This window comes from Sphingomonas sp. GW821-FHT04B01 (assembly GCF_059420425.1).
Window position 1 is genome coordinate 919,463 of the sequence record NZ_JBWKTR010000001.1, and the last position, 21,293, is coordinate 940,755.

Annotated in this window: 19 protein-coding genes and 1 tRNA gene; 17 read left to right on the forward strand and 3 right to left on the reverse strand. The window is 69.0% G+C overall.

The annotated features are described in order from the left end of the window. Nucleotides 1–112 precede the first annotated feature (112 nt). From lepB to era, 4 genes are all read left to right on the forward strand, one after another. Entirely contained in the window at nucleotides 113–952 is an 840-nt protein-coding gene (gene lepB / locus AC07UH_RS04455) for a signal peptidase I (protein ID WP_495179221.1), read from the forward strand. Next, complete coding sequence (rnc, locus tag AC07UH_RS04460) at nucleotides 949–1,617, forward strand: ribonuclease III (protein ID WP_137899826.1); 669 nt, start codon at nucleotides 949–951, stop codon at nucleotides 1,615–1,617. Before lepB ends, rnc begins: the two co-directional genes overlap by 4 nt. Before the next feature lie 295 nt (nucleotides 1,618–1,912). Beyond that, nucleotides 1,913–2,419 carry a GIY-YIG nuclease family protein gene (locus AC07UH_RS04465; protein WP_495179220.1) on the forward strand — a complete coding sequence of 169 codons (507 nt, stop codon included), beginning with the start codon at nucleotides 1,913–1,915 and terminating at the stop codon, nucleotides 2,417–2,419. Continuing rightward, nucleotides 2,416–3,315 (forward strand): GTPase Era, encoded by a 900-nt coding sequence (gene era, locus AC07UH_RS04470; RefSeq protein ID WP_495179219.1) that lies wholly within the window; start codon nucleotides 2,416–2,418, stop codon nucleotides 3,313–3,315. The genes AC07UH_RS04465 and era overlap by 4 nt, the downstream gene beginning before the upstream one ends. 385 nt (nucleotides 3,316–3,700) lie before the next feature. Here era and AC07UH_RS04475 read toward each other — a convergent pair whose 3' ends face one another. Continuing rightward, nucleotides 3,701–4,405, reverse strand: coding sequence for an NAD-dependent deacylase (locus tag AC07UH_RS04475; protein ID WP_495179218.1), 705 nt, complete (start codon nucleotides 4,403–4,405; stop codon nucleotides 3,701–3,703). A 201-nt stretch (nucleotides 4,406–4,606) separates the two neighbouring features. Here AC07UH_RS04475 and dapB point away from each other — a divergent pair, with 201 nt between their 5' ends. The 13 genes from dapB to AC07UH_RS04540 all read left to right on the forward strand — a co-directional run bounded on the left by dapB (nucleotide 4,607) and on the right by AC07UH_RS04540 (nucleotide 19,406). Beyond that, on the forward strand, nucleotides 4,607–5,335 hold the full coding sequence (gene dapB, locus AC07UH_RS04480; protein ID WP_495179217.1) for a 4-hydroxy-tetrahydrodipicolinate reductase: 729 nt from the start codon (nucleotides 4,607–4,609) through the stop codon (nucleotides 5,333–5,335). Then, a complete protein-coding gene (gene nth / locus AC07UH_RS04485; RefSeq protein ID WP_495179216.1) occupies nucleotides 5,332–5,985 on the forward strand; it encodes an endonuclease III in 654 nt (217 codons plus the stop codon). The genes dapB and nth overlap by 4 nt, the downstream gene beginning before the upstream one ends. Nucleotides 5,986–6,030: 45 nt before the next feature. Continuing rightward, nucleotides 6,031–6,107, forward strand: a tRNA-Arg gene (locus AC07UH_RS04490). Between the two features lie 192 nt (nucleotides 6,108–6,299). After that, entirely contained in the window at nucleotides 6,300–7,676 is a 1,377-nt protein-coding gene (locus AC07UH_RS04495; RefSeq protein ID WP_495179215.1) for an SWIM zinc finger family protein, read from the forward strand. Further along, entirely contained in the window at nucleotides 7,669–9,075 is a 1,407-nt protein-coding gene (locus AC07UH_RS04500) for a DUF5691 domain-containing protein (RefSeq protein ID WP_495179214.1), read from the forward strand. Before AC07UH_RS04495 ends, AC07UH_RS04500 begins: the two co-directional genes overlap by 8 nt. Then, complete coding sequence (locus tag AC07UH_RS04505) at nucleotides 9,072–10,151, forward strand: ATP-binding protein (RefSeq protein WP_495179213.1); 1,080 nt, start codon at nucleotides 9,072–9,074, stop codon at nucleotides 10,149–10,151. Before AC07UH_RS04500 ends, AC07UH_RS04505 begins: the two co-directional genes overlap by 4 nt. Before the next feature lie 4 nt (nucleotides 10,152–10,155). Further along, on the forward strand, nucleotides 10,156–12,381 hold the full coding sequence (locus AC07UH_RS04510; RefSeq protein WP_495179212.1) for a DUF5682 family protein: 2,226 nt from the start codon (nucleotides 10,156–10,158) through the stop codon (nucleotides 12,379–12,381). Further along, nucleotides 12,378–13,550 carry a VWA domain-containing protein gene (locus tag AC07UH_RS04515; protein WP_495179211.1) on the forward strand — a complete coding sequence of 391 codons (1,173 nt, stop codon included), beginning with the start codon at nucleotides 12,378–12,380 and terminating at the stop codon, nucleotides 13,548–13,550. Before AC07UH_RS04510 ends, AC07UH_RS04515 begins: the two co-directional genes overlap by 4 nt. A gap of 167 nt (nucleotides 13,551–13,717) precedes the next feature. Continuing rightward, nucleotides 13,718–14,500: an enoyl-CoA hydratase-related protein gene (locus AC07UH_RS04520; RefSeq protein WP_495179210.1), complete on the forward strand. Its 783-nt coding sequence runs from the start codon at nucleotides 13,718–13,720 to the stop codon at nucleotides 14,498–14,500. Between the two features lie 93 nt (nucleotides 14,501–14,593). Continuing rightward, entirely contained in the window at nucleotides 14,594–16,069 is a 1,476-nt protein-coding gene (locus AC07UH_RS04525) for an efflux transporter outer membrane subunit (RefSeq protein ID WP_495179209.1), read from the forward strand. Continuing rightward, complete coding sequence (locus AC07UH_RS04530) at nucleotides 16,069–17,448, forward strand: efflux RND transporter periplasmic adaptor subunit (protein WP_137899446.1); 1,380 nt, start codon at nucleotides 16,069–16,071, stop codon at nucleotides 17,446–17,448. Before AC07UH_RS04525 ends, AC07UH_RS04530 begins: the two co-directional genes overlap by 1 nt. A gap of 32 nt (nucleotides 17,449–17,480) precedes the next feature. Then, the gene (locus tag AC07UH_RS04535; RefSeq protein WP_495179791.1) at nucleotides 17,481–18,200 is read left to right on the forward strand and encodes an ABC transporter ATP-binding protein; all 720 of its coding nucleotides are present in this window, start codon (nucleotides 17,481–17,483) and stop codon (nucleotides 18,198–18,200) included. Continuing rightward, on the forward strand, nucleotides 18,201–19,406 hold the full coding sequence (locus AC07UH_RS04540) for an ABC transporter permease (RefSeq protein ID WP_495179208.1): 1,206 nt from the start codon (nucleotides 18,201–18,203) through the stop codon (nucleotides 19,404–19,406). 333 nt (nucleotides 19,407–19,739) lie between these two features. On the opposite strand, the gene AC07UH_RS04545 is transcribed toward AC07UH_RS04540, so the two are convergent. Together AC07UH_RS04545 and AC07UH_RS04550 are read right to left on the reverse strand one after the other, a co-directional pair. After that, nucleotides 19,740–20,363 (reverse strand): nucleotidyltransferase family protein, encoded by a 624-nt coding sequence (locus AC07UH_RS04545; protein WP_137899444.1) that lies wholly within the window; start codon nucleotides 20,361–20,363, stop codon nucleotides 19,740–19,742. Continuing rightward, nucleotides 20,350–21,273, reverse strand: coding sequence for an XdhC family protein (locus tag AC07UH_RS04550; RefSeq protein WP_495179207.1), 924 nt, complete (start codon nucleotides 21,271–21,273; stop codon nucleotides 20,350–20,352). The genes AC07UH_RS04545 and AC07UH_RS04550 overlap by 14 nt, the downstream gene beginning before the upstream one ends. Nucleotides 21,274–21,293 lie beyond the last annotated feature (20 nt).

Below are 21,293 nucleotides of genomic sequence, written 5' to 3' on the forward strand. Positions count from 1 at the left end.
CTTCGGGGAAGGGAGTTCGTGTCAGTCCCGTATCGATCCTGCGCGGGCGGGCAAGCCCTGTCGGTCGGAACGACTACTCAGGACGCTCGGGGGACGCTAAGGCTCCCTCGCTATGGATCAGACACCGACGCCGGCCCCCGCGGCCACCACCACCACCGTCAAGCCGCCGCGCTCGGAGCTGAACGAGACGCTGCGCTTCCTCGTCAAGCTGGCGATCGCGGTGCTGATCCTCAGGAGCTTCCTGTTCGCGCCCTTCTCGATTCCCTCGGAATCGATGCTGCCGCGGCTGCTGATCGGCGACTATCTGTTCGTCACCAAATGGAATTACGGCTATTCGCGCTGGTCGTTGCCGGGCGGCGTGCCGTTGATCCCGGGGCGGATCCTCGGCCGCGATCCGACGCGCGGCGACGTCGTCGTCTTCCGCTCGCCCGAGCCCGACGATCATGACGTCATCAAGCGCGTCATCGGCCTGCCGGGCGACACGATCCAGGTCCGGCGCGGTCAGGTGATCCTCAACGGCAAGCCGATCCCCAAGCAGCGCGTCGCCGACTTCGTGCTCCCGCTCACGCCGAACTTCGACGCGCAGAAATGCGGTTCGCAGTTTCAGGACGTCGATGCCGCCGGCGTGCCGATCTGCCGCTACCCGCGCTTCCGCGAGACGCTGCCCAACGGCAAGAGCTACATGGTGCTCGATCAGGCCGACATTCCGCAGGCGGACGATACCGGCCTCTACACCGTGCCCGCCGGCGACGTCTTCCTGATGGGCGACAATCGCGACGACAGCGCCGACAGCCGTTTCCCGGCGCCGATCGGCATGGGCTACATCCCGATGGAGCGGATCGAGGGCAAGGCGGTGGTCACCTTCTTCTCGACCGACGGCAATGCCTCGTGGATCAACCCGGTCAGCTGGTTCACCGCGGCGCGCTGGCAGCGGATCGGAGAGGGCTTCTGAGCATCGCGCTGCCCGAATGGCTGACCGAGACCTTCGGCCGCCGCCCTGCCGACATCGCGCCCTATCAACGCGCGCTGACCCACGGCAGCCAGGCGGCGGAGAATTACGAGCGGCTCGAATTCCTCGGCGACCGCGTCCTCGGCCTCGTCATGGCGGAATGGCTGTGGGAGCTCTTCCCCAAGGAGCCCGAGGGACAATTGTCGAAGCGGCTCAACGCGCTGGTCACTGGCACGGTGTGCGCCGACGTGGCGCGCGAGCTCGGCGTGCGCGCGCATCTGCGTCTCGGCAAACAGGCGCGCGACGACGGTGCCTATGAGAGCGACAATATCCTCGGCGACGTGATGGAGGCGCTGATCGGCGCCTGGTATCGCGAGGCCGGGCTCGACGCCGCGCGCGCCTTCGTCCGCAAGGCCTGGGGCAATCGCGTCCAGCACGGCGACAAGGCACCGCAGCATCCCAAATCGGCATTGCAGGAATGGGCGGCGGCGGCCGGCCGGCGCACCCCGGAATATGTCGTCGTCGACCGCTCCGGCCCGCACCATGCGCCGCGCTTCACCGTACAGGTGAAGATCGGCAGCTTCGCGGACGCGACCGCGACCGGCGCGAACAAGCAGATTGCGGAGACGGCTGCGGCGAAGGCGCTGCTGGAGAAGCTGCAGGGGTGAGGCACGTCACGCTCCGCCCCCCGTTCGCCCTGAGCCTGTCGAAGGGCACCTCTCCCCGGGGGCGGGGCAGGGCTATCGCATATGGCTGCGCTGATGAGGCTCGATCGGTTTCCTTGTCAATTTCGTCACCCCGGACTCGTTCCGGGGTCCACCGGGCCGCGAGAGAATGGTGGTGGATCAAGCCTTTCTCCTCGCCGCAGGGTGGACCCCGGAACAAGTCCGGGGTGACGGGGTGGGCGTGGCAGACGACCGGCTCGCACGAGCGTCCATCTACGATTGCCCTGGGGAGTGGGTAATGGCGTTCTGGCCCTATATCCTCCTCTGCAACGACGGCAGCTATTACACCGGCCACACCGACAACCTCGACCTGCGCATCGGCCAGCACCAGACCGGTGCGTACGAGGGCTATACGTCGGAACGCCGCCCGGTGACCCTCGTCTGGTCGCAGGATTTCCCCTCGCGTCTCGAAGCACTCGAAGCCGAACGCCGGATCAAGGGCTGGAGCCGCGCCAAGAAGGAAGCACTGATCCGCGCCGATTGGGAGACGCTCAGCCAACTCGCGCGCAACCGCCAGGCGGAACCCAGCCCTTCGACAGGCTCAGGGCAAACGGGCGAGGGGGATGGCCCAGCTATGAACACCGTTCGCGCTGAGCCTATCGAAGCGCACCCATCCCCAAACGCATCGCTTGCGAATTCATCCCCCATCAGGCCCGAGCCCGTCGAAGCCCGCCCCACCACCACCGCACCATCAGCGGCGCAACCGCCCGCCTTCCAAACCCCCGTACCGGACCAGAACCCATGACCCAGACCCAACATTGCGGCCTCGTCGCCGTGGTCGGCGCGCCCAATGCGGGCAAGTCGACGCTCGTCAATGCGCTCGTCGGCCAGAAAGTGGCGATCGTCAGCCCCAAGGCGCAGACGACGCGCACCAAGCTGCTCGGCGTCGCGATTCAGGACGAGGCGCAGATCCTGCTCGTCGACACCCCGGGCATCTTCGAGCCGCAGCGCCGGCTCGACCGCGCGATGGTCGCCGCCGCCTGGACCGGCACCGAGGGCGCCGACCTGATCGCGCTCGTCGTCGACGGCAAGGGCGGCATCGGCGGCAAGGTCGAACGGATCGCCGAGGCGCTGAAGGACCGGCCCGAGCCCAAGATCCTGATCCTCAACAAGGTCGACATCGCCGACAAGCCCCGGCTGCTGCTCCACGCGGAAAAGCTCAACGCGCTGATGTCCTTCGCCGATACGTGGTTCGTCTCGGCGCAGACCGGCGACGGCCTGCCCGAGCTGAAGTCGGCGCTCGCCAGGGCGATGCCGGAAGGTCCGTGGCATTATCCCGAGGATCAGGTCTCCGACGCTACCGAACGCGCGCTCGCCAGCGAAGTGACGCGCGAACAGCTCTATCTCCAGCTCCACGCCGAACTGCCCTATGCCAGCACGGTCGAGACGGAGAAATACAGCGAGCGCGAGGACGGCTCGGTCGAAATCCATCAGCAGATCCTTGTCGAGCGCCCGACGCAACGCGCGATCATCCTCGGCAAGGGCGGCAGCCGCATCAAGGAAATCGGCGCCCGCGCCCGCACCGAACTAGCGAGCATTCTCGGATCGCCGGTCCACCTCTACCTCCACGTCAAGGTCAAGCCCGGCTGGGACGAGGACCGCGACGTCTACCGCGACATCGGCCTCGACTGGATCGAGTAACCGGAAATCCTCCCCCGCCAGGGGGAGGGGGACCGCCCGGCGTAAGCCGGGTGGTGGAGGGGGAGGACAGGGCGGGAGCTTGGTGACAATACTCCCGCCCTATCCTCCCCCTCCGTCAGCGCTGCGCGCTGCCACCTCCCCCTTGCGGGGGAGGACTATCGCATATGGTTGTGGCGATGAGGTTCGATCGGTTTCCTCATCTAAATCGTCACCCCGGACTCGTTCCGGGGTCCACCGGGCCGCAGGGGAACGGTGTCGAATCAAGCCTTTCTCCTCGCCGCAGGGTGGACCCCGGCGCAAGGCTGGGGTGACGGAGTGGCTTTAGGAGGTCGTCCGAACCACACAGACGGCCAATTGCGATAGCCCTGCCCGTGCGGGGGACGACTTACGCGACCTCCAGAACCTTCCGCACCCAGTCCGGCACCAGCACCCCCGCCGGCCCCAGCCGCGTCTCGGCGAAGAAGCCGCTCCCCGCCGACCGCTCGAGATTGAGCTCCAGCGTCTCCGCGCCATAAGCGTCGGCGAGCTGCACGAACCCCGCCGCCGGATACACCGCGCCCGACGTCCCGATCGACACGAACAGATCGGTCCGCGCCAGCGCCGCCTCAATCCGCTCCATCTGATAGGGCATCTCGCCGAAGAAGACGATGTCGGGGCGCAGCGCCGCCGCCCCGCACGCATCGCACCGTGTTCCCGGCGGCAGCGCATCATGCCACCCCCGCCGCACGCCGCAATGCGCGCACAGGGCCGAGGTCAGCTCGCCATGCATGTGCAGCAACCGCCGCGCCCCGGCGCGCTCGTGCAGGTCGTCGACATTCTGCGTCACGATCAGCAGATCGCCCGGCCATGCCGCATCCAGCTCGGCGAGCGCATCATGCGCGGCATTGGGCTCGACCCCGGCGAGCGCCGCCCGCCGGAGATCGTAGAAGCGATGTACCAGCACCGGATCGGCGGCGAGCGCTTCGGGCGTGCACACATCCTCGACGCGATGCCCCTCCCACAGCCCGCCCGGCCCGCGGAAGGTGGCGATCCCCGATTCGGCGGACACGCCCGCCCCGGTCAGCACGACGATGTTGCGGATGTCGGTCATTCCGTTCCAGATAGGCGCATCGCCCGATCCTGCAACGCGTCCGGCAGCAGAGGCGGTCATGTCCGACAGGTCCGCGGTAAAATGTAGATTTAACAACAGCTTGCGCGATAAGCTGTCCTACAGCCTGGCCTTGTGCCAAAAGGCCGGCATGACCCTCGCCCCCTCCGCTATGCGTGACCTTCGTGAAGTTAGGAGCCTCGCATGACCGCGATCGGCATCTATGGCAGCAGCGGCCGCATGGGCCGCGCGATCACCGAGCAGATCGATGCGGCGGGCGCGACGCTTGCCGGCGGCGTCGATGCCGGCGGCGATCCGGCGGTGCTTGCGCGGGTGTCGGACGTGCTGGTCGACTTCTCGACCGCCTCGGCGATCGAAGCGCATCTTGCCGCGGCGCGCGCCGCGCGCACGCCGCTGGTCATCGGCACCACCGGGCTTAGCCAGGCGCAGCATGCCGCGATCGACGCCGCCGCGACCGAGATCGCGGTGCTCCAGACCGGCAACACCTCGCTCGGCGTCACCCTGCTCGCACAAATGGTCCGCGAGGCGGCGGCGCGGCTCGGCACCGACTGGGATATCGAGATCGTCGAGAGCCACCACCGTCACAAGGTCGACGCCCCCTCGGGCACGGCGATCCTGCTCGGCGAGGCGGCGGCGGCGGGGCGGGGGACGACGCTGTCCGAATTGCGCGTCGATGGCCGCGCCGGCCTCACCGGCGCGCGCACCGAGGGGACGATCGGCCTGTCGAGCCTGCGGGGCGGCTCGATCATCGGCGATCACACCGTGCTGTTCGCCAGCGAGGGCGAGCGGATCGAGCTGTCGCACCTCGCGCAGGACCGTTCGATCTTCGCCAAGGGTGCGGTGCGCGCGGCGCTGTGGCTCGCCGGCCGGCCCGCTGGCCGCTACCGTATGGGCGACGTGCTCGGCCTGTGAAGAAGGCGGACGTCTTCGAATTCTACCGCCGGCTGGCGGAGGCGAACCCGCATCCCGAGACCGAGCTCGAATCGGGCAATGCCTATCAATTGCTCGTCGCAGTGGTGCTGTCGGCGCAGGCGACCGATGCCGGCGTCAACAAGGCGACGCGCGCATTGTTCGCCGAGGTGAAGACCCCCGAACAGATGGTCGCGCTAGGCCTCGACGCGCTGAAACAACATATCCGCACGATCGGCCTGTTCAACACCAAGGCGAAGAACGTCATCGCCTTGTCGGAGGCGCTGGTCGCCGACCATGACAGCGCGGTGCCGAACGACCGCGACGCACTCGAACGCCTGCCCGGCGTCGGCCGCAAGACCGCCAATGTGGTGATGAACGTCGCCTTCGGTGCCGAGACCTTCGCGGTCGACACGCATATCTTCCGCGTGGGCAACCGCACCGGCCTCGCCCGCGGCAAGACGCCGCTCGCGGTCGAGCTGAAGCTGGACAAGGCGACGCCGCAGCCGTTCCGGCTGCACGCGCATCACTGGCTGATCCTGCATGGGCGTTATATCTGCAAGGCGCGGCGGCCCGAATGCTGGCGCTGCATCGTCGCCGACCTGTGCGCGTTCAAGCCGAAGACGCCGCCGCCCAAGGCGCTCGCCGCATAAAGCCTCTGGCGCCGCCGCCGCGGCTTTGCTAGGCGCCGTCTTCAGGCACCCGTAGCTCAGCTGGATAGAGCGCTGCCCTCCGAAGGCAGAGGCCACTGGTTCGAATCCAGTCGGGTGCACCATCCCCAATCAGCGTTGTTTTCCCCGCTCGGTTCGCGAGTCGGGATCTTCCGAATAGCATCCGCTATCTTCGGTCCGACGTATCCTCGCCCGTGCTGCAATCTATGATGCAGCCGCGCGCGGTCAGGAATGCGGTTTGAGGTGTCACGATCGCTCTCTATCATGGATCCGGAGCCAAACGGGGCGAGGGCGGCGTGGCGATCGACTTGAGGACGGTGGAACAGCTTGCCGCCGACCAGGCCTCGCTCAAGGCTGCGGCGGGTCTCGCGAAGCCCGCACGATGGTCCGGCATCGGCACGAGTCACGACGCGGCGCTGATCTGGGGCGAATGTGCCGGGTCCGGCGCCAATCCCTATCGGGTGATGGCCGACCTGCGCGACCTGGCGAGCAAATGCACCTGCCCCTCGCGCAAATTCCCGTGCAAACACGCTCTTGCATTGTTCTGGCTGCATGCAGAAGCGCTTCTTGCCTTCCCCGCTGCCGAGACGCCGGCGTGGGTGACCGAATGGCTGGGGCGTCGACGTTCGACCGCGGCGCCAAGGCCCGTAATGCCGGTGGCGGACAAGAACCTGCACGCTGCCCGGATCGCCGAGCCCGACGCGGTTCCCGACGCCAGGACCGCGGCGCGACGCGCGGCGGCCGGTGCCAAGCGTGCGGAAGAGACCGGGCGGGCGATCCGCGACGCGTTGGACGCGCTCGAGCAATGGGTAGGCGACCAGCTTCGCCTCGGCCTTGCCGGTTTCGTCGACGACGTGACGGTGCGCTGTCGCCGCATCGGCGCGCGACTGGTCGACGGCAAGGCAGCCGCATTGGCCGGTCACGTGGACGACTTGCCCGCTCGATTGCTCGCGCTGCCGGCCGGCGACCGGGTGCGCGGCGCCGTGGTGGAACTGGCGCGGCTGGTGCTGCTCGCACGGGCCTTTCGCGCCGATCCCCGCGACCCGGAGCTGCGGCGCGCCGTCGCGTCGGCCGAGAGCCGCGAGACCCTGCTCGCCGATCCGGCCGTGCTGCGGGTCACCGCCGCCTGGGACGTGCTTGCGGAGCGGGTCCGTACCCGCCGCGACGGGCTGGTCTCGCAGGCGACCTGGCTGCTCAACCTGACCGAAGGTCCCCGTTTTGCGATGCTGCTCGATTTCTTTCCGGCCAGCGCCGGACAGCGCGCGACGGTGTTCACCCCGGGCGAACAGTTCGTCGGCGAGCTGCTGTTCTTTCCCGCGCGCGTCCCGCTGCGCGCCATGCTGATCCAGCGCGAGGCGGCGCTGGTCGATGGTCCGCCGCTCGACTGGCCGCCGGCGGATACGCCGTTGCAGGAAGCATTGGCCGCGCCGTTGCTCGCCGAGCCATGGGCCGCGGAGCGACCGATCCTGCTTCCGCCGGGACGGATCGGCTACGATCGTGCCGGCACGTCATGGTGGCTACCGCGCGAAGGCACCGCGCGGCTGCCACTGGCGGGCGGTGCGGAAGGGTTGATCGCCGGCACCGAGCTGACGCGCAGCGCGGCGCTCTGGTCGGGCAGCCGGCTGGAGATGCTCGCGGCGCGGACGCCCTGGGGGCGTATCGGCCATGGCTGAAACCCTGCTCGACGCGCTCGGCCCGGTGCTGACGCGCTGGACCATCGGTGGCAGTGCGATACCGGCCGCCCCCGCCGCCTGGCGCGATGCGCTGGGGGATGACATCGGAGAAGCCGAATTGCGGCTGCTGGCGTTGTCCGGGCAATTGCTCGGAGCGCTGACGGTCGCCGAGCCCGCGGGCGAGGTGCGGCCACGCGGCGACATCCCGTCCCTTGCCTGGCCGCCGCTTCCGGAGCCGTTGCGGCCACGTGTGCGGCGGCTGCTCCAGGCGCTGCGCGAGCCGTCGATGCGCCGCCACCTGCTCGTCTTTCTCGACGGTCGGGGCTGGACGCTTCATCCGAGCGATTGGATGCCGGGACCGGGCGAGGACGTGCCCGAGGTCTATGCGCCATGGCAGGATTGGGCCGACGCCTCGCAACCGCGATCGGACAGGCCGGAGGTTCTTGATGCCGGGAGCTGGGACAGCTTCGGTCCGGCCATGCGTCATGCCGCTATCGCTGCGTTGCGCCGGCAGGATCCCGCCCGGGTGGCCGGGCTGCTCGCGGAGAAGATCGGCGGCGAGGCGCCCGGTCATCGCCTGCGGTTCGCCGAGGCGATGGCGACGGGTCTGTCCGACGCCGATCGACCGTTGCTCGAACGCCTGACCAGCGACCGTGCGCCGCGCGTGAAGGCAGTGGCGGCCGCGCTGCTGGCGCGGCTGGGTCATGGCGATGCCGCCGATGCGGATGCGACCGAACTAGCAGAGTTTTTCTCCCTTCAAACGTGGGGCCTGTTGCGCCGTACCCGCGCGATCGTACCGCGGGCCTTGAAAATCGCGGCGCAACGGGATCGCCGCGCGGCGCTTTTTCAGACGGTGTCCTTCGATGCCTTCGCGCGGGCGCTCGGCCTGTCCCCGACCGATCTTGCCGAGGCCTGGCCGTGGGGGAGCGACGTGCACGTGGATATGCTATGCGCGGCCATGGCGGCACGCTCGGCGACCGATGCGATCATCGCCGCGATCATGGCGGCGCTGACGGCGGCAGCCGCGATCGATCTGACCATTTTGATGCAGTTCTTGCCGCGCCTGACCGCGGCGCAATGTCGGCAGATCGCGATCTATCTGCTGCGCGCGAAGGGGGCCGGCTTTGCGATGGCGCTGATCGTCGCGGGTGGCGCTGGCGGGATCGACGAGGCGATCGCCACTCCCGCGGGCGAGGCGCTGCTCGCCGCCCTCGTATCGGACGATGCCGCGCACGCCGATCAGGCAATCGAACTCCAGGCATTGGGCCTGCTCGCCTCGCGCGCAGCGGCGGCGCAGGCGCTCGAACGACTGGCGGCGACAGGGCTGATCGCCTCCGATCCGCGGCTCGACATGCTGCGGCTCAATGCCGCGCTCGAAGACAGGAGACCAACCGAATGAGCGAGATGCTGCGCCTGCCCGCCGAAGCGATCTATGCCGGTGAACTCGCCGCGCTGGCCGCCGGTGATGCCGATCGGCGCCCGTCCGGCTGGGCGCTCTCGCCGAAGGTGGTGGTCACCTATCTTATGGGTGGTACCGCTGCCGACGGCACACCGGTCACACCCAAATACGTCGGTGACCGGCGGCTGATCGAGACGGCCGTGGCGACGCTCGCCACCGATCGTGCGCTGCTGCTGCTTGGGGTGCCGGGCACGGCCAAATCCTGGGTGTCCGAGCATCTCGCCGCCGCTGTCGCGGGCGATTCGACGATGGTGATCCAGTGTACGGCCGGGACCGATGAAAACCAGGTCCGCTACGGCTGGAATTATGCGCAGCTGCTCGCGCACGGGCCAAGTCGCGAGGCGTTGGTGGCCACTCCGATGATGCGCGCCATGGAGGCGGGCAAGCTCTGCCGGCTGGAGGAATTGACCCGCATGGGATCCGACGTGCAGGACACGTTGATCACCGTGCTCTCCGAGAAGATGATGCCGATCCCGGAGCTGAACAGCGCGGTATATGCCCGTCGCGGGTTCAACATCATCGCCACGGCCAACAACCGCGACAAGGGCGTCAACGAACTCAGCTCGGCGCTCAAGCGGCGGTTCAACGTGGTGGTGTTGCCGTTGCCCGACAGTGCCGAGGAGGAAGTGGCGATCATCGTCAAGCGGGTCGGCGAGATGGCGCAGAGCCTCGACCTGCCGGCGCCCAGGAATGTCGCCGAGGAAGTGGCGCGGGTGGTCGCGATCTTCCGCGAGCTGCGTGCCGGGTCGACCGAGGACGGCAAGGTCGCGCTCAAGTCGCCCTCGGGCGGGTTGTCCACCGCCGAGGCGATCGGCGTGATGGTCGGCGGGATCAGCCAGGCGACCTTCTTCAACGACGGTCGGCTCACGCCCGGGACGTTGGCGGCCACCATGATCGGCGCGGTGGTGAAGGATCCCGTGCAGGACAAAGCGGTGCTGGGCGAATATCTCGAGACCGTGCTCAAGAAACGCCGCGGGTTCGAAGACTATTATGCCTCGCTGTCCGAGCTGATCTGACGCGATGGTGGCGGCAGTCTCGCTGTTCGGCATCCGCCATCACGGTCCCGGTTCGGCGCGGCGGCTGGTGGAGGCGCTCGACGCGCTCCAGCCCGGCACGGTGTTGATCGAGGGGCCCGCCGATGCATCGCATCTGCTGCCGATGCTCGCCGACCCGGCGATGGTGACGCCCGTCGCGTTGCTGACCTATGCCGAGGATGACCCCGCCGACGCCCGCTTCTTTCCCTTCGCCGACTATTCGCCCGAATATCAGGCGGCGCGCTGGGCGGTTGCGCATGACGCCGCGCTCCGCTTCATCGACCTGCCGGCCAGCGACCGGCCGGGCGGTTCGGAAGGCGGCGCAGAGACGGATGCAGCCGAGGCCGAGGCCAACGATCCGGTCGGCCGCGATCCGATCGGCCAGCTCGCAGCGGCCGCAGGCTATGCCGACGGCGAATCCTGGTGGGCCGACGTCATCGAGGAAAATCCCGGCTCGACGCCGGTCTTCGCCGCGGTAGCCGATGCGATGACCGCGCTCCGCGGCGAGGCCGGGACCCTCTCCGCCTATGAGGCCGCGCGCGAAGCCCATATGCGTCTCGAGATCGCCCGGGCCGCCAGGGAAAGCGACCTCCCGATCGCGGTGGTGTGTGGCGCCTGGCACGTCCCTGCGTTGGCGGCCAAGACCAACCTCACCGCCGATCGCGCATTGCTGAAGGCGCGATCCAGGACGAAGGCGAGGGCGACATGGGCGCCCTGGACCGCGCCTCGTCTTGCCCGGGCGAGCGGCTATGGTGCCGGCGTGGTCGCGCCCGGCTGGTGCGCGCATTTGTGGGCCACGCGTCATGCCGGTCACCGCGACGCGATATGGCTTGCGCGGATCGCACGGGAGTTGCGCGCGCGCGGCCATGCCGTCTCGACCGCCGCGGTGATCGAAGCGCAGCGGCTGGGGCATGCGCTCGCCGCCCTGCGCGCTCGCCCGCATCCCGGTTCCGAGGAACTGCGCGAAGCCGCGATCGCCTGTCTGTGCAATGGCGAACATGCGCTCTGGGACGATATCTCCGCCGAATTGCTGATCGGTTCCGCGGTCGGGTCGATCCCCGCAGCCACGCCGCTTGCCCCGCTGATCGAGGATCTGCAGCGTCAGCAAAAGGCCACGCGACTGAAGCCCGAGGCGCTGGAACGCGCCCTGACCCTCGACCTGCGCAGCGACAGCGGGCTGGCGCGTTCCACGTTGCTCCACCGGCTCAACGTGCTCGACGTGCCCTGGGGGCGCCTCGCCGATGCCGGCCGCAGCCGCGGGACGTTCCGCGAGAACTGGATCCTGGCCTGGCAGCCCGAATTTGCCGTGCGACTGATCGAGAATCTCGTCCATGGATCGACGATCGCCGCCGCCGCCGCCGCGCGGCTCGGCGAGGCGATGCAAGCGCAGCCCGATCTCCCCAAACTGGCCACCCTCGTGCGCGATGCGATGGTCGCGGATCTGGCCGGCGCCACCGACGCGGGCATCACGCTCCTCGAACGGCGGGCCGCCTTGACCAGCGACGGGCAGGCGCTGCTCGCGGCGCTGCCGCCGATGGCCGACGTCCTCCGCTATGGCGAGGCAAGATGCGGAACGGCCGGGCATCTCGCCGGACTGATGCCGCGGATCGCGGTGCAGGCGGCGTTCGCCTTTCCCTATGCGGCGCGCAATCTGGATGCCGATGCGGCGGCGACCCTGCGCGATGCAATCGTTGCGGCGGATGGCGCGATCCAGCTGGCGCAGCTTGCGTCCGATATCGTCGCCACCTGGCACGCGTCGTTGCGGCGGTTGTGCGACGACGGGCAGACAACGCGGCTGATCGCGGGCGTCGCTGCCCGTCTGCTCTACGAAGCGGAGGTGCTCGGTGCCGACGAAGCCGCCGGGCTGCTCGCCCGGATGCTGTCGCCGGCATTGCCTGTCGCCGACGCCGCTGGCTTTTTCGAAGGCTTTCTTGAGGGCGCGGGGCAGCGGCTTCTGCACGATATGGCGTTGCGCGAGGCGGTCGATGGCTGGCTCGTCGGGTTGGACGAGAATACGTTCGTGGCCAACCTGCCGCTGTTCCGGCGGGTGTTCGCCGCGCTCGACCGTAACGAACGCCGCCGGCTCATAGACGTGGTGCTGGGCCGGTCCGGCATGGGCGGGCGCGGCTATCGGCTGCTGCCGGGCGCCGCGGCGATGTGGCCGGCACATGAGACGCGTGTCATCGCTTTGATGACGGGAGCGTCGCAATGAGCGAGGACGAACGTCGCCGCCGCTGGATGCTGGCTTTGGGTGTCGAGGACGGCGGGGACGGGGCGTCGCCGCTGTCCGAAAGCGATCGCCGCTTATCCCACGCATTGTCTGCGCTCTATGGTGATGGCGAGGACGGCAGGAAGGGCCGGGGCGGGCTCGGTGGGTCGGCGCCGCGTGTCGCCAAATGGCTCGGCGACATCCGCCAATTCTTCCCCACGCCGGTTGTTCAGGTGATCCAGAAGGATGCGTTCGAACGCAAGGGGCTGCGCCAGATGTTGCTCGAACCCGAGTTTCTGGCGACCGTCGAGGCCGATGTTGGGCTTGTCGCCGATCTGGTCGCGCTGCGCGGGGTGATGCCGGACAGGACCAGGGAGACCGCACGGGCGGTGATCGCGAAGGTCGTCGCGGAACTCATGACGCTGCTGGAGACGCGCACGGCGAACGCGATCCGTGGCGCACTCGACCGCTCGCGCAGGACCAACCGGCCGCGTTTCGCCGATATTGACTGGCCGCGCACGATCCACGCCAATCTCGCAACCTATCAGCCCATGCATCGGACGGTGGTGCCGGAGCGACTGATCGGTTTCGTGCGCCGGCAGCGGCGCATCGTCGATCTGGACGAGGTCATCCTGTGCGTCGACCAGTCGGGCTCGATGGCGACGTCGGTGGTCTACGCCTCGATCTTCGCCGCGGTGATGGCGTCGCTGCCGGTCGTCGCCACGAGGCTCGTCTGCTTCGACACGGCGATCGTCGACCTGACCGAGGAACTGGCGGATCCGGTCGAGGTGCTGTTCGGCGTCCAACTCGGCGGGGGCACCGACATCAACCGTGCCGTCGCATATTGCGAGGATCGCATCGAGCGGCCGGCAAAGGCGCATCTCGTATTGATCACCGACCTGTACGAGGGCGGCGATGCCGATGCGCTGGTCGATCGGCTCGCGCGGCTGACGATATCGGGGGTCAACGTCATCGTGCTCCTCGCACTGACCGACAGTGGCCGCCCCTCCTATGACCCTGCTCTTGCGGCGCAGGTGGCGGCGCTGGGCATTCCCGTGTTCGCCTGTACGCCGGACCAGTTTCCCGAACTGATGGCCACTGCCCTTCGTCGTGAGGACGTCCATGGCTGGGCAGCCGACCGCGATATCAAACTGGTGCGTTCGGATGCGTGATGGCCGCCGCTTCCAAATGACGCTTCGTCTCGCATCTGAGCGCCGGGGCCGGGCTGTTCCGGCCGCACCGGCCGACGCATTGCCACGCTCGCCGATGCCGGGTAGCGGTCGCGGTTAACGAGGCCGGTGCCGGGAAGATCGGTATGACGGCAGGAGAGGGGCGCAACATGACCTACCAGCATATCCTGGCCGAGTCGCACGGTGACGTCCGCGTCCTGACCCTCAATCGTCCCGACCGCCTCAACGCCGCACCACCGGCGCTGTTCGACGAATTGCGCGACGCGCTCGGCGACCTCGACGGCGCGCGCGCGGTGCTGATCGCCGGGGCGGGGCAGGCGTTCTGCTCGGGCGCCGACGTCGCGGGCGGTGCGCTGGGCGGCGACAATCCCGGCGAGGCGACCCATGCGGCGCTCACCGACCATTACAATCCGACGATCGCGGCGCTCTTCGACCTCGCGGTGCCCGTGGTCAGCGCGGTGCGCGGCCCCGCCGCGGGGATCGGGTGCAGCCTCGCGCTCGCCGCCGATTTCTGCGTCGCGAGCGACACCGCCTATTTCCTCCAGGCCTTCGTCAACATCGGCCTCATTCCCGATGGCGGCGCGACCTGGATGCTGCCGCGGCTGATCGGCCGCGCCCGCGCCACCGAGATGATGCTGCTCGGCGAGCGCGTCCCCGCCGCGAAGGCGCTCGACTGGGGAATGATTCACAAGGTCGTCGCCGACGACGCGCTCGACGCCGAGGCGCTGGCGCTGGCGACGCGGCTCGCGGCGGGGCCGACGCGTGCGATCGGGCTGATGCGGCGTGCGCTCGGGCGGGCGCTGGAAAGCGATTATGCCAGCGCGCTCGCTGCCGAGGCGGATGCGCAGCGGCAGGCGCGCGGCTCGGAGGATTCGCATGAGGGCGGCATCGCCTTCCTCGAGAAGCGCAAGCCGATCTTCACCGGCCGGTAGGGCGCGCGCATGTGTCCGCGCGGACATTCCGGCGACACACATTGCGACACAAAAAGGCTGGACGCCGCAGTGTGTTGGCCACACGATACGGCGATGGCCCGTGTTCCCGTCCTGTTGCTCGTGACCGCCGCGCTGGCCGGCTGTACCGTCGGCCCCGATTATCACCCGAAGAGCGCCGCGGATCTCGGCGTGCCCGATGCCTATTCGGTGCCGGCGCAGCAGACCGCCGAGGACCTTACCCGCTGGTGGTCGAACTTCGACGATCCGGTGCTCGGCCAGCTCGTCGACCAGGCACGGCTCGCCAATACCGATGTCGCGCAGGCGATCGCACGGCTGCGGCAGGCGCGCGAATCGCTGGTGCAGAGCCGCGCCTCGCTGCTGCCGACGCTGTCCGGTTCGGCGGGCTATCAGCGTAACGAAAATTTGCGCGGCGGCGGCCGTTCGTTCACCTTGCCCGACGGCACCGTGGTCGACACCGGCGGCGGCGGCACCAACAGCTTCTCCGCCGGCCTGTCGGCGAGCTATCAGCTCGGCCTGTTCGGCGAGGTGCGCCGCACCGTCGAGGCGACGCGCGCACAATATGAGGCGAGCGGCTTCGACTATGCGACGACGCTGCTCACCGTCGAGAGCGAGGTGGCGACCAATTACGTGCTCGCCCGCGCCTATCAGGCGCAGCTCGCCAATGCCCGCGCCAGCCTCGCCATCCAGGACGACAATCTGGAGATCGCGGGGTTTCGCGTCCAGGCCGGGCTGGTCTCGTCTGTCGACGTCGAGCAGGCGCGCAGCCAGCGCGCGCAGACCGCCGCGACGGTGCCGCAGATCGAGCAGCAATATGCCGCCGCGGTCGCGCGGCTCGGCGTGCTGACCGGGCAGGCACCGGGTGCGCTGCGCAGCGCACTGGCGGCGGCGAGGCCGATCCCGCGCGGCCCCGCGACGGTCGGCGTCGGCATCCCCGCCGATGCACTGCGCCGCCGGCCCGACGTGCGCGCGGCGGAACGCTCGCTGGCGTCGGCAACCGCGCAGATCGGCGTCGCCAAGGCGCAGCTCTATCCGGCGCTGGCAATCAGCGGCAATATCAACACCAATGCGACCGGCATCGGCAGCCTCGGCGATGCAATCACCGGCAGCCTGTTCGCCGGGCTGACGCAGGCGATCTTCAACGGCGGCCGGCTGCGCAGCCAGGTCCGCTCGAACGAGGCGGCGGCCGACGCCGCGCTCGCCGCCTATCGCGGCACGGTGCTGACCGCGCTCGAGGATATCGAGAATGCGATCGTCGCACTCGATGCCGCGCGCCAGCGCGAGACGCAGTTCCGCATCGCCTATGACGCCGCCAATGCCTCGGCGATCCTCGCGCGCAGCCAGTATCGCAGCGGCCTCACCGATTTCACGACGCTCAACCAGCAGGAGGCGGCGCTGCTCTCCGCGCAGAACGGCCTGACGTCGGCGCGGTCCGATCAGGCGACCGCGCTGGTCTCGCTCTACAACGCGCTCGGCGGCGGCTGGGACGCGAGCGTCGTCCCGCAGGCGCCCGAGCGCGCATCCCGAACTCCCGTGTCAGAGACCCGCTGATGGCCGAACCGATCGACGACTTTCTCGGCGTAAAGCCGGTGCCGGCATGGCGGCGTTACATCAAATGGGTGTTCGTCGCGATCGGCGTTGTGCTGCTCGCGCTGCTGCTCAAGAGCTGCTTCGGGCCGAAGGCGGAAGCGGGCTATGCGACGCAGGCGGCCGAACGCGGCAACCTCACCGTCACCGTCTCGGCGACGGGCAAACTCGCGCCAACCAATCAGGTGACGGTCGGGTCGCAGCTTTCCGGGCTGGTCACCAAGGTGGTGGTCGACGTCAACGATCGCGTCAGCGCCGGCCAGCCGCTCGCGCTGATCGATCCGCAACAGATCGACGACCAGATCCGCCAGCAGCAGGCGCAGATCGCCGCCAACCAGGCGCAGGTCAATCAGGCGCAGGCGACCGTCGCCGAAAGCCGCGCGCAGCTCGCCCGGCTGGAGGAGGTCTACAAGCTCTCCAACGGCCGGGTGCCGTCGGGGACCGAGCTCCAGACCGGCCGCGCCGATTACCAGCGCAGCGTCGCCGCATTGAAGGTGGCGCAGGCGAACGTCGCCGCGGCGCAAGCGGCGCTGGCGCAGAACCAGACGCAGCGGGCGCGCGCAATCATCCGCTCGCCGGTCAACGGCGTCGTGCTCGCGCGCCAGATCGATCCGGGCGCGACCGTCGCCGCCTCGTTCAACACGCCGACGCTGTTCGTCATCGCCGAGGACCTCAGCAAGATGAAGCTCGAGGTCGCGATCGACGAGGCCGACGTCGGCGAGGTCAAGGTCGGGCAGAAGGCCAATTTCACCGTCGACGCCTTTCCCGGCCGTACCTTTCCGGCGACGATCACGCGCGTCGATCTCGGCTCGAACCTGACCGTCAGCTCGGCGAGTTCGACCTCGACGACGACCAGCACGACGTCGACGACCGGGCAGGTGGTGAGCTATGCCGCCGATCTGACCGTCGCCAATCCGTCGTTGCAATTGCGACCGGGGATGACCGCGACCGCCGATATCGTCACGTCGGACAAGCAGAACGTGCTGCTGATTCCCAATGCGGCGCTGCGCTTCAAGCCCGCCGCGGCGGGTGCGGGCGGATCGAGCGGCGGTATCGCCGGCTCGCTGACCTTCCGCCCGCGCCGCGACCGGCCCGAACGGACCGCGACGCTCGGCCGCGGGGCGTCGCAGACGATCTACGTCAAGGACGCCGAGGGCAAGCCGCAGCCCGTGCAGGTGACCACTGGCGACACCAACGGCACGATGACCGAGGTGCTGAGTGGCAATCTCAAGCCGGGTCAGCAGGTCATCACCGGTCAGTTGTCGAGCGGCAACGACGGCGCGGGTGCGGGCAAGCGCAGCGGCGGCGGCCAGCGCCGGCAGGGTGGCGCGGGTGGCCAGTAACGCCCGCCCGACGGGCGCGGAGCGGGGAGGGCATCATGCCTGATCCGATCATCACGATGCGCGACGTCACCAAGGTCTATGGCACCGGGGCGACGCAATTCCAGGCGTTGAAGGGCGTCGACCTCGATATCCAGGCGGGCGATTTCGTCGCTGTCATGGGGCCGTCGGGGTCGGGCAAGTCGACGACGATGAACATCCTCGGCTGTCTCGACGTGCCGTCGGCGGGCACCTTCCTGTTCCGCGGCCATCCCGTCCAGACGCTCGACCGCGACCAGCGGGCGTTGCTCCGCCGCCGCTATCTCGGCTTCGTCTTTCAGGGGTTCAACCTGCTCAGCCGGACCAGCGCGCTCGAGAATGTCGAGCTGCCGTTGCTCTATCGCGGCGAGGACAAGAAGACGCGCCGCGACCTCGGCATGGCGGCGCTCGAAAAGGTCGGGCTCGATCGCTGGTGGGACCATACGCCCGCCGAACTGTCGGGCGGCCAGCAGCAGCGCGTCGCGATCGCACGCGCGATCGTCACCCAGCCCGACGTGCTGCTCGCCGACGAGCCGACCGGCAATCTCGACAGCGAACGCTCGGTGGAGATCATGGAATTGCTCACCGACCTCAACCGGACGAGCAACATCACCGTGCTGATGGTGACGCACGAACCCGATATGGCCGCGTTCGCGCGGACGGTGATCCACTTCAAGGACGGCCTCGTCGAGAAGATCGAGGCGCAGCACCGGCAGGGCGCGGCGGTGGAGGCCTAGATGCTCGGCACCACGCTAATCCTCGCGCTGCGATCGATCCGGCGGCATCTGCTGCGCTCGTTCCTGACCATCCTCGGCATCGTCATCGGCGTCGGCGCGGTCGTGACGATGGTGACGCTCGGCAAGGCGACCACCGCCGCGGTGCAGCAGCAGATTTCCGCGCTCGGCAGCAACATCCTCCAGATCCGTCCCGGCCAGGGCTTCGGCCGCGGCGGCGGCGGCCCGCAGCCGCCCAATTTCAAGCCCGAGGACGTCGAGGCGATCGCCAACCAGATCGCCGGCGTCACCGCGGTCGCGCCGCAGGCGAGCGCCTCGGCCACCGCGATCTACGAGGGCGCGAACTGGTCGACGACGATCAACGGCACCACCAGCGCCTTCCTCACCGTCCAGCCGTGGCCTTTGGTGTCGGGCCGCTACTGGACGCCGGCCGAGCAGGAGGCGGGCAAGGCGGTGTGTCTGATCGGCAATACCGTGCGCCAGAACCTGTTCCGCGGCGGCGACCCGATCGGCGCGCGCATCCGCCTCGGCAACGTGAGCTGCGACGTGATCGGTGCGCTCAGCACGCGCGGGCAGGGCGGGTTCGGCGATCAGGACGATGTCGTCGTCATGCCGATCAAGACGGTGCAGCGCCGCTTCACCGGCAACCGCGACGTGCGGCTGATGCTGGTCGGCGTCGACACCGATTACCAGACGAGCACCGTCCAGAGCGCGATCACCGACCTGCTGCGCGAGCGGCGGCATATTACCGGGGCGCGCGACGACGATTTCAACATCTTCGACACCAAGCAGATTTCCGATACGCTGACCGGCACGACGACGCTGCTCACCCGCATCGTCGCGGCGGTGGCGGCGATCAGCCTGGTCGTCGGCGGCATTGGCATCATGAACATCATGCTGGTGTCGGTGACGGAGCGGACGCGCGAGATCGGCATCCGTCTGGCGATCGGCGCGGTCGCGCGCGAGGTGCTGCTCCAGTTCCTTGTCGAGGCGGTGGCCTTGTCGTGCCTCGGCGGGATCATCGGGCTGGTGATCGCGCAGGGGGTGATCCTCGCGCTGGTGCCGCTGATGCAGGTGCCGTGGACGTTCGATCCGCAGATCAACATCATCGCCTTCGCCATCTCGGCGGTGATCGGTGTGGTGTTCGGCTATTTTCCGGCGCGACGCGCGGCGGCGCTCAATCCGATCGATGCGCTGCGGCATGAATGACTTAGGCGCCGAACATGGACAAGATGGACACCTGAATGGAAACGATCGTCTCCTATCGTTTCCGTTTTTGCACCGATGAGAAAGAGCGCGGATTCGGCGTCTAGCAAGGCGGCGGGGGTGTAGGACAGACCCCGACCGGGGCGATGTTCCGTCGGATGGCGAACGTGTCTGGTTGCCGCCCGATGCGGTGGGCGGTGACCTCCGACCCCTTTTCGTCATCCCCGCGAAGGCGGGGATCCATAGACGCTGACGCGGCGCAGGAGCCGCCCGGCCTGCGCGTATGGATCCCCGCCTGCGCGGGGATGACATAGGGGGGATGACGACGGGGCGGCGTCAGCCGACCGACTGACGGCCACGCCGGGTATAGGCTTCCGGTGCGCCGACCAGTTCGCGCAGGCGCTCCAGTTCCTCGGGCGTGTCGACGTCGATCAGCTCGGCGGGCGTCGTCACGACGTGCTTGCCCGCGCGCACCATCTCGCGCGCGCCGGCATCGCCCTCCAGCGCGACGAGCGCATCGAACCGGCCCGCGCCGAACACCGCGGGCGGCTTGGGCGCGCGGCCGTCGCTGGACGCGACGATGGCATTCTCGTCGTCGGCGGCGTCGAGCAACTGATAGATGTGCGTCGCCGTCACCCGCGGCATGTCGGCGAGCGCCACCACCACCGCCTTGACGCCGCGCGCGCGCGCGCAGTCGACGCCGAGCGCCAGCGACCGGCTGAGCCCCTGATCGGGGTCGTCGTTGCGCACGATCGTGAAGCCGTGCGCGGCATAATCGCATTCGGCGCGGCCGACGACGGCGACGCGCTCGCGGAACGGCATGTCCTCGAGTGCCACCGCGACGTGCAGCCCGAGCGGGCGGCCGAGGAACGGCGCGTCGAGCTTGCTGCCGATATCGCCCATCCGTTTCGACCGCCCCGCGGCGAGCAGCACCAGGACGCAATCCTCAGCCGCGATCATGGAATGCCCCCACCATCGCCGCCGCGATCGACAGCGCGATCTCGGATGGGCCGATCGCGCCGATATCGATGCCGACCGGTGCATCGATCCGGTCGATCTGCTCCGCGCTCAGGCCGGCGGCGGCGAGCCGTTCGCGCCGCGCCGCATGGCTGCGCCGGCTGCCGAGCGCGCCCACATATGGCGCGTTGGTCACGAGCGCGGCGATCAGCGCGGGATCGTCGATCTTGATGTCGTGGCTGAGCGTCACGACCGCGGTGGCGGGGCCGGGTTTCAGCGCCTCGATCGCCTCGTCGGGCCATCGGTCGTCGAGCGTCACGCCGGGAAAGCGCTCCTCGGTGAGGAAGCGCGCGCGCGGGTCGATCACCGTCGTGGCGATGCCGAGTGTGCGCGCCAGTTCGGCGAGCGCCTGCGCGATCTGCACCGCGCCGACGATCAGCAGCCGCCGCGCCGGATCGTAGCGATTGGCGAAGACCTCGCCGGTTTCCAGCGGCTTGAGGTCGCTGTGGCCGGTGGCGAGGTCGGTGGTGACGGTGAGCGCCTCGCCGCGGTCGCGCGCTTCGGCGATGCGGTCGAACAATTCGGGGTCGAAGCCCGTCGCCGACACCGGCTGCACCATCACCGCGATCTCGCCGCCGCAGGGCAGCCCGACCTCCCATGCCGCATCGTCGGCGACGCCGTAGCGCTTGAGCTGGAAGGGCGCGCCGGCGATTACCTCGGCGGCGGTCTGGAGGATGTCGCTCTCGACGCAGCCGCCGGAGACCGATCCCTCGAAGCGGCCGTCGGCGTGGACGAGCATATGGCTGCCGCGCGGGCGCGGCGCGCTGCCCCAGGTGGAGACCACCGTCGCGAGGGCGAGCGGTTCGCCCTGCCAGTGGCGGGCGGCGGTGAGGACGGAATCGTTTTCGGCCATGTTGGTCTTCCTTGGCACCC

Bases quoted from the DNA above. Each gene is read 5' to 3' on its own strand.
- lepB (WP_495179221.1), top strand. From the start codon at position 113: ATGGATCAGACACCGACGCCGGCCCCCGCGGCCACCACCACCACCGTC.
- AC07UH_RS04465 (WP_495179220.1), top strand. From the start codon at position 1,913: ATGGCGTTCTGGCCCTATATCCTCCTCTGCAACGACGGCAGCTATTAC.
- era (WP_495179219.1), top strand. From the start codon at position 2,416: ATGACCCAGACCCAACATTGCGGCCTCGTCGCCGTGGTCGGCGCGCCC.
- AC07UH_RS04475 (WP_495179218.1), bottom strand. From the start codon at position 4,405: ATGACCGACATCCGCAACATCGTCGTGCTGACCGGGGCGGGCGTGTCC.
- dapB (WP_495179217.1), top strand. From the start codon at position 4,607: ATGACCGCGATCGGCATCTATGGCAGCAGCGGCCGCATGGGCCGCGCG.
- AC07UH_RS04500 (WP_495179214.1), top strand. From the start codon at position 7,669: ATGGCTGAAACCCTGCTCGACGCGCTCGGCCCGGTGCTGACGCGCTGG.
- AC07UH_RS04505 (WP_495179213.1), top strand. From the start codon at position 9,072: ATGAGCGAGATGCTGCGCCTGCCCGCCGAAGCGATCTATGCCGGTGAA.
- AC07UH_RS04510 (WP_495179212.1), top strand. From the start codon at position 10,156: ATGGTGGCGGCAGTCTCGCTGTTCGGCATCCGCCATCACGGTCCCGGT.
- AC07UH_RS04515 (WP_495179211.1), top strand. From the start codon at position 12,378: ATGAGCGAGGACGAACGTCGCCGCCGCTGGATGCTGGCTTTGGGTGTC.
- AC07UH_RS04520 (WP_495179210.1), top strand. From the start codon at position 13,718: ATGACCTACCAGCATATCCTGGCCGAGTCGCACGGTGACGTCCGCGTC.
- AC07UH_RS04525 (WP_495179209.1), top strand. From the start codon at position 14,594: ATGGCCCGTGTTCCCGTCCTGTTGCTCGTGACCGCCGCGCTGGCCGGC.
- AC07UH_RS04530 (WP_137899446.1), top strand. From the start codon at position 16,069: ATGGCCGAACCGATCGACGACTTTCTCGGCGTAAAGCCGGTGCCGGCA.
- AC07UH_RS04540 (WP_495179208.1), top strand. From the start codon at position 18,201: ATGCTCGGCACCACGCTAATCCTCGCGCTGCGATCGATCCGGCGGCAT.
- AC07UH_RS04545 (WP_137899444.1), bottom strand. From the start codon at position 20,363: ATGATCGCGGCTGAGGATTGCGTCCTGGTGCTGCTCGCCGCGGGGCGG.
- AC07UH_RS04550 (WP_495179207.1), bottom strand. From the start codon at position 21,273: ATGGCCGAAAACGATTCCGTCCTCACCGCCGCCCGCCACTGGCAGGGC.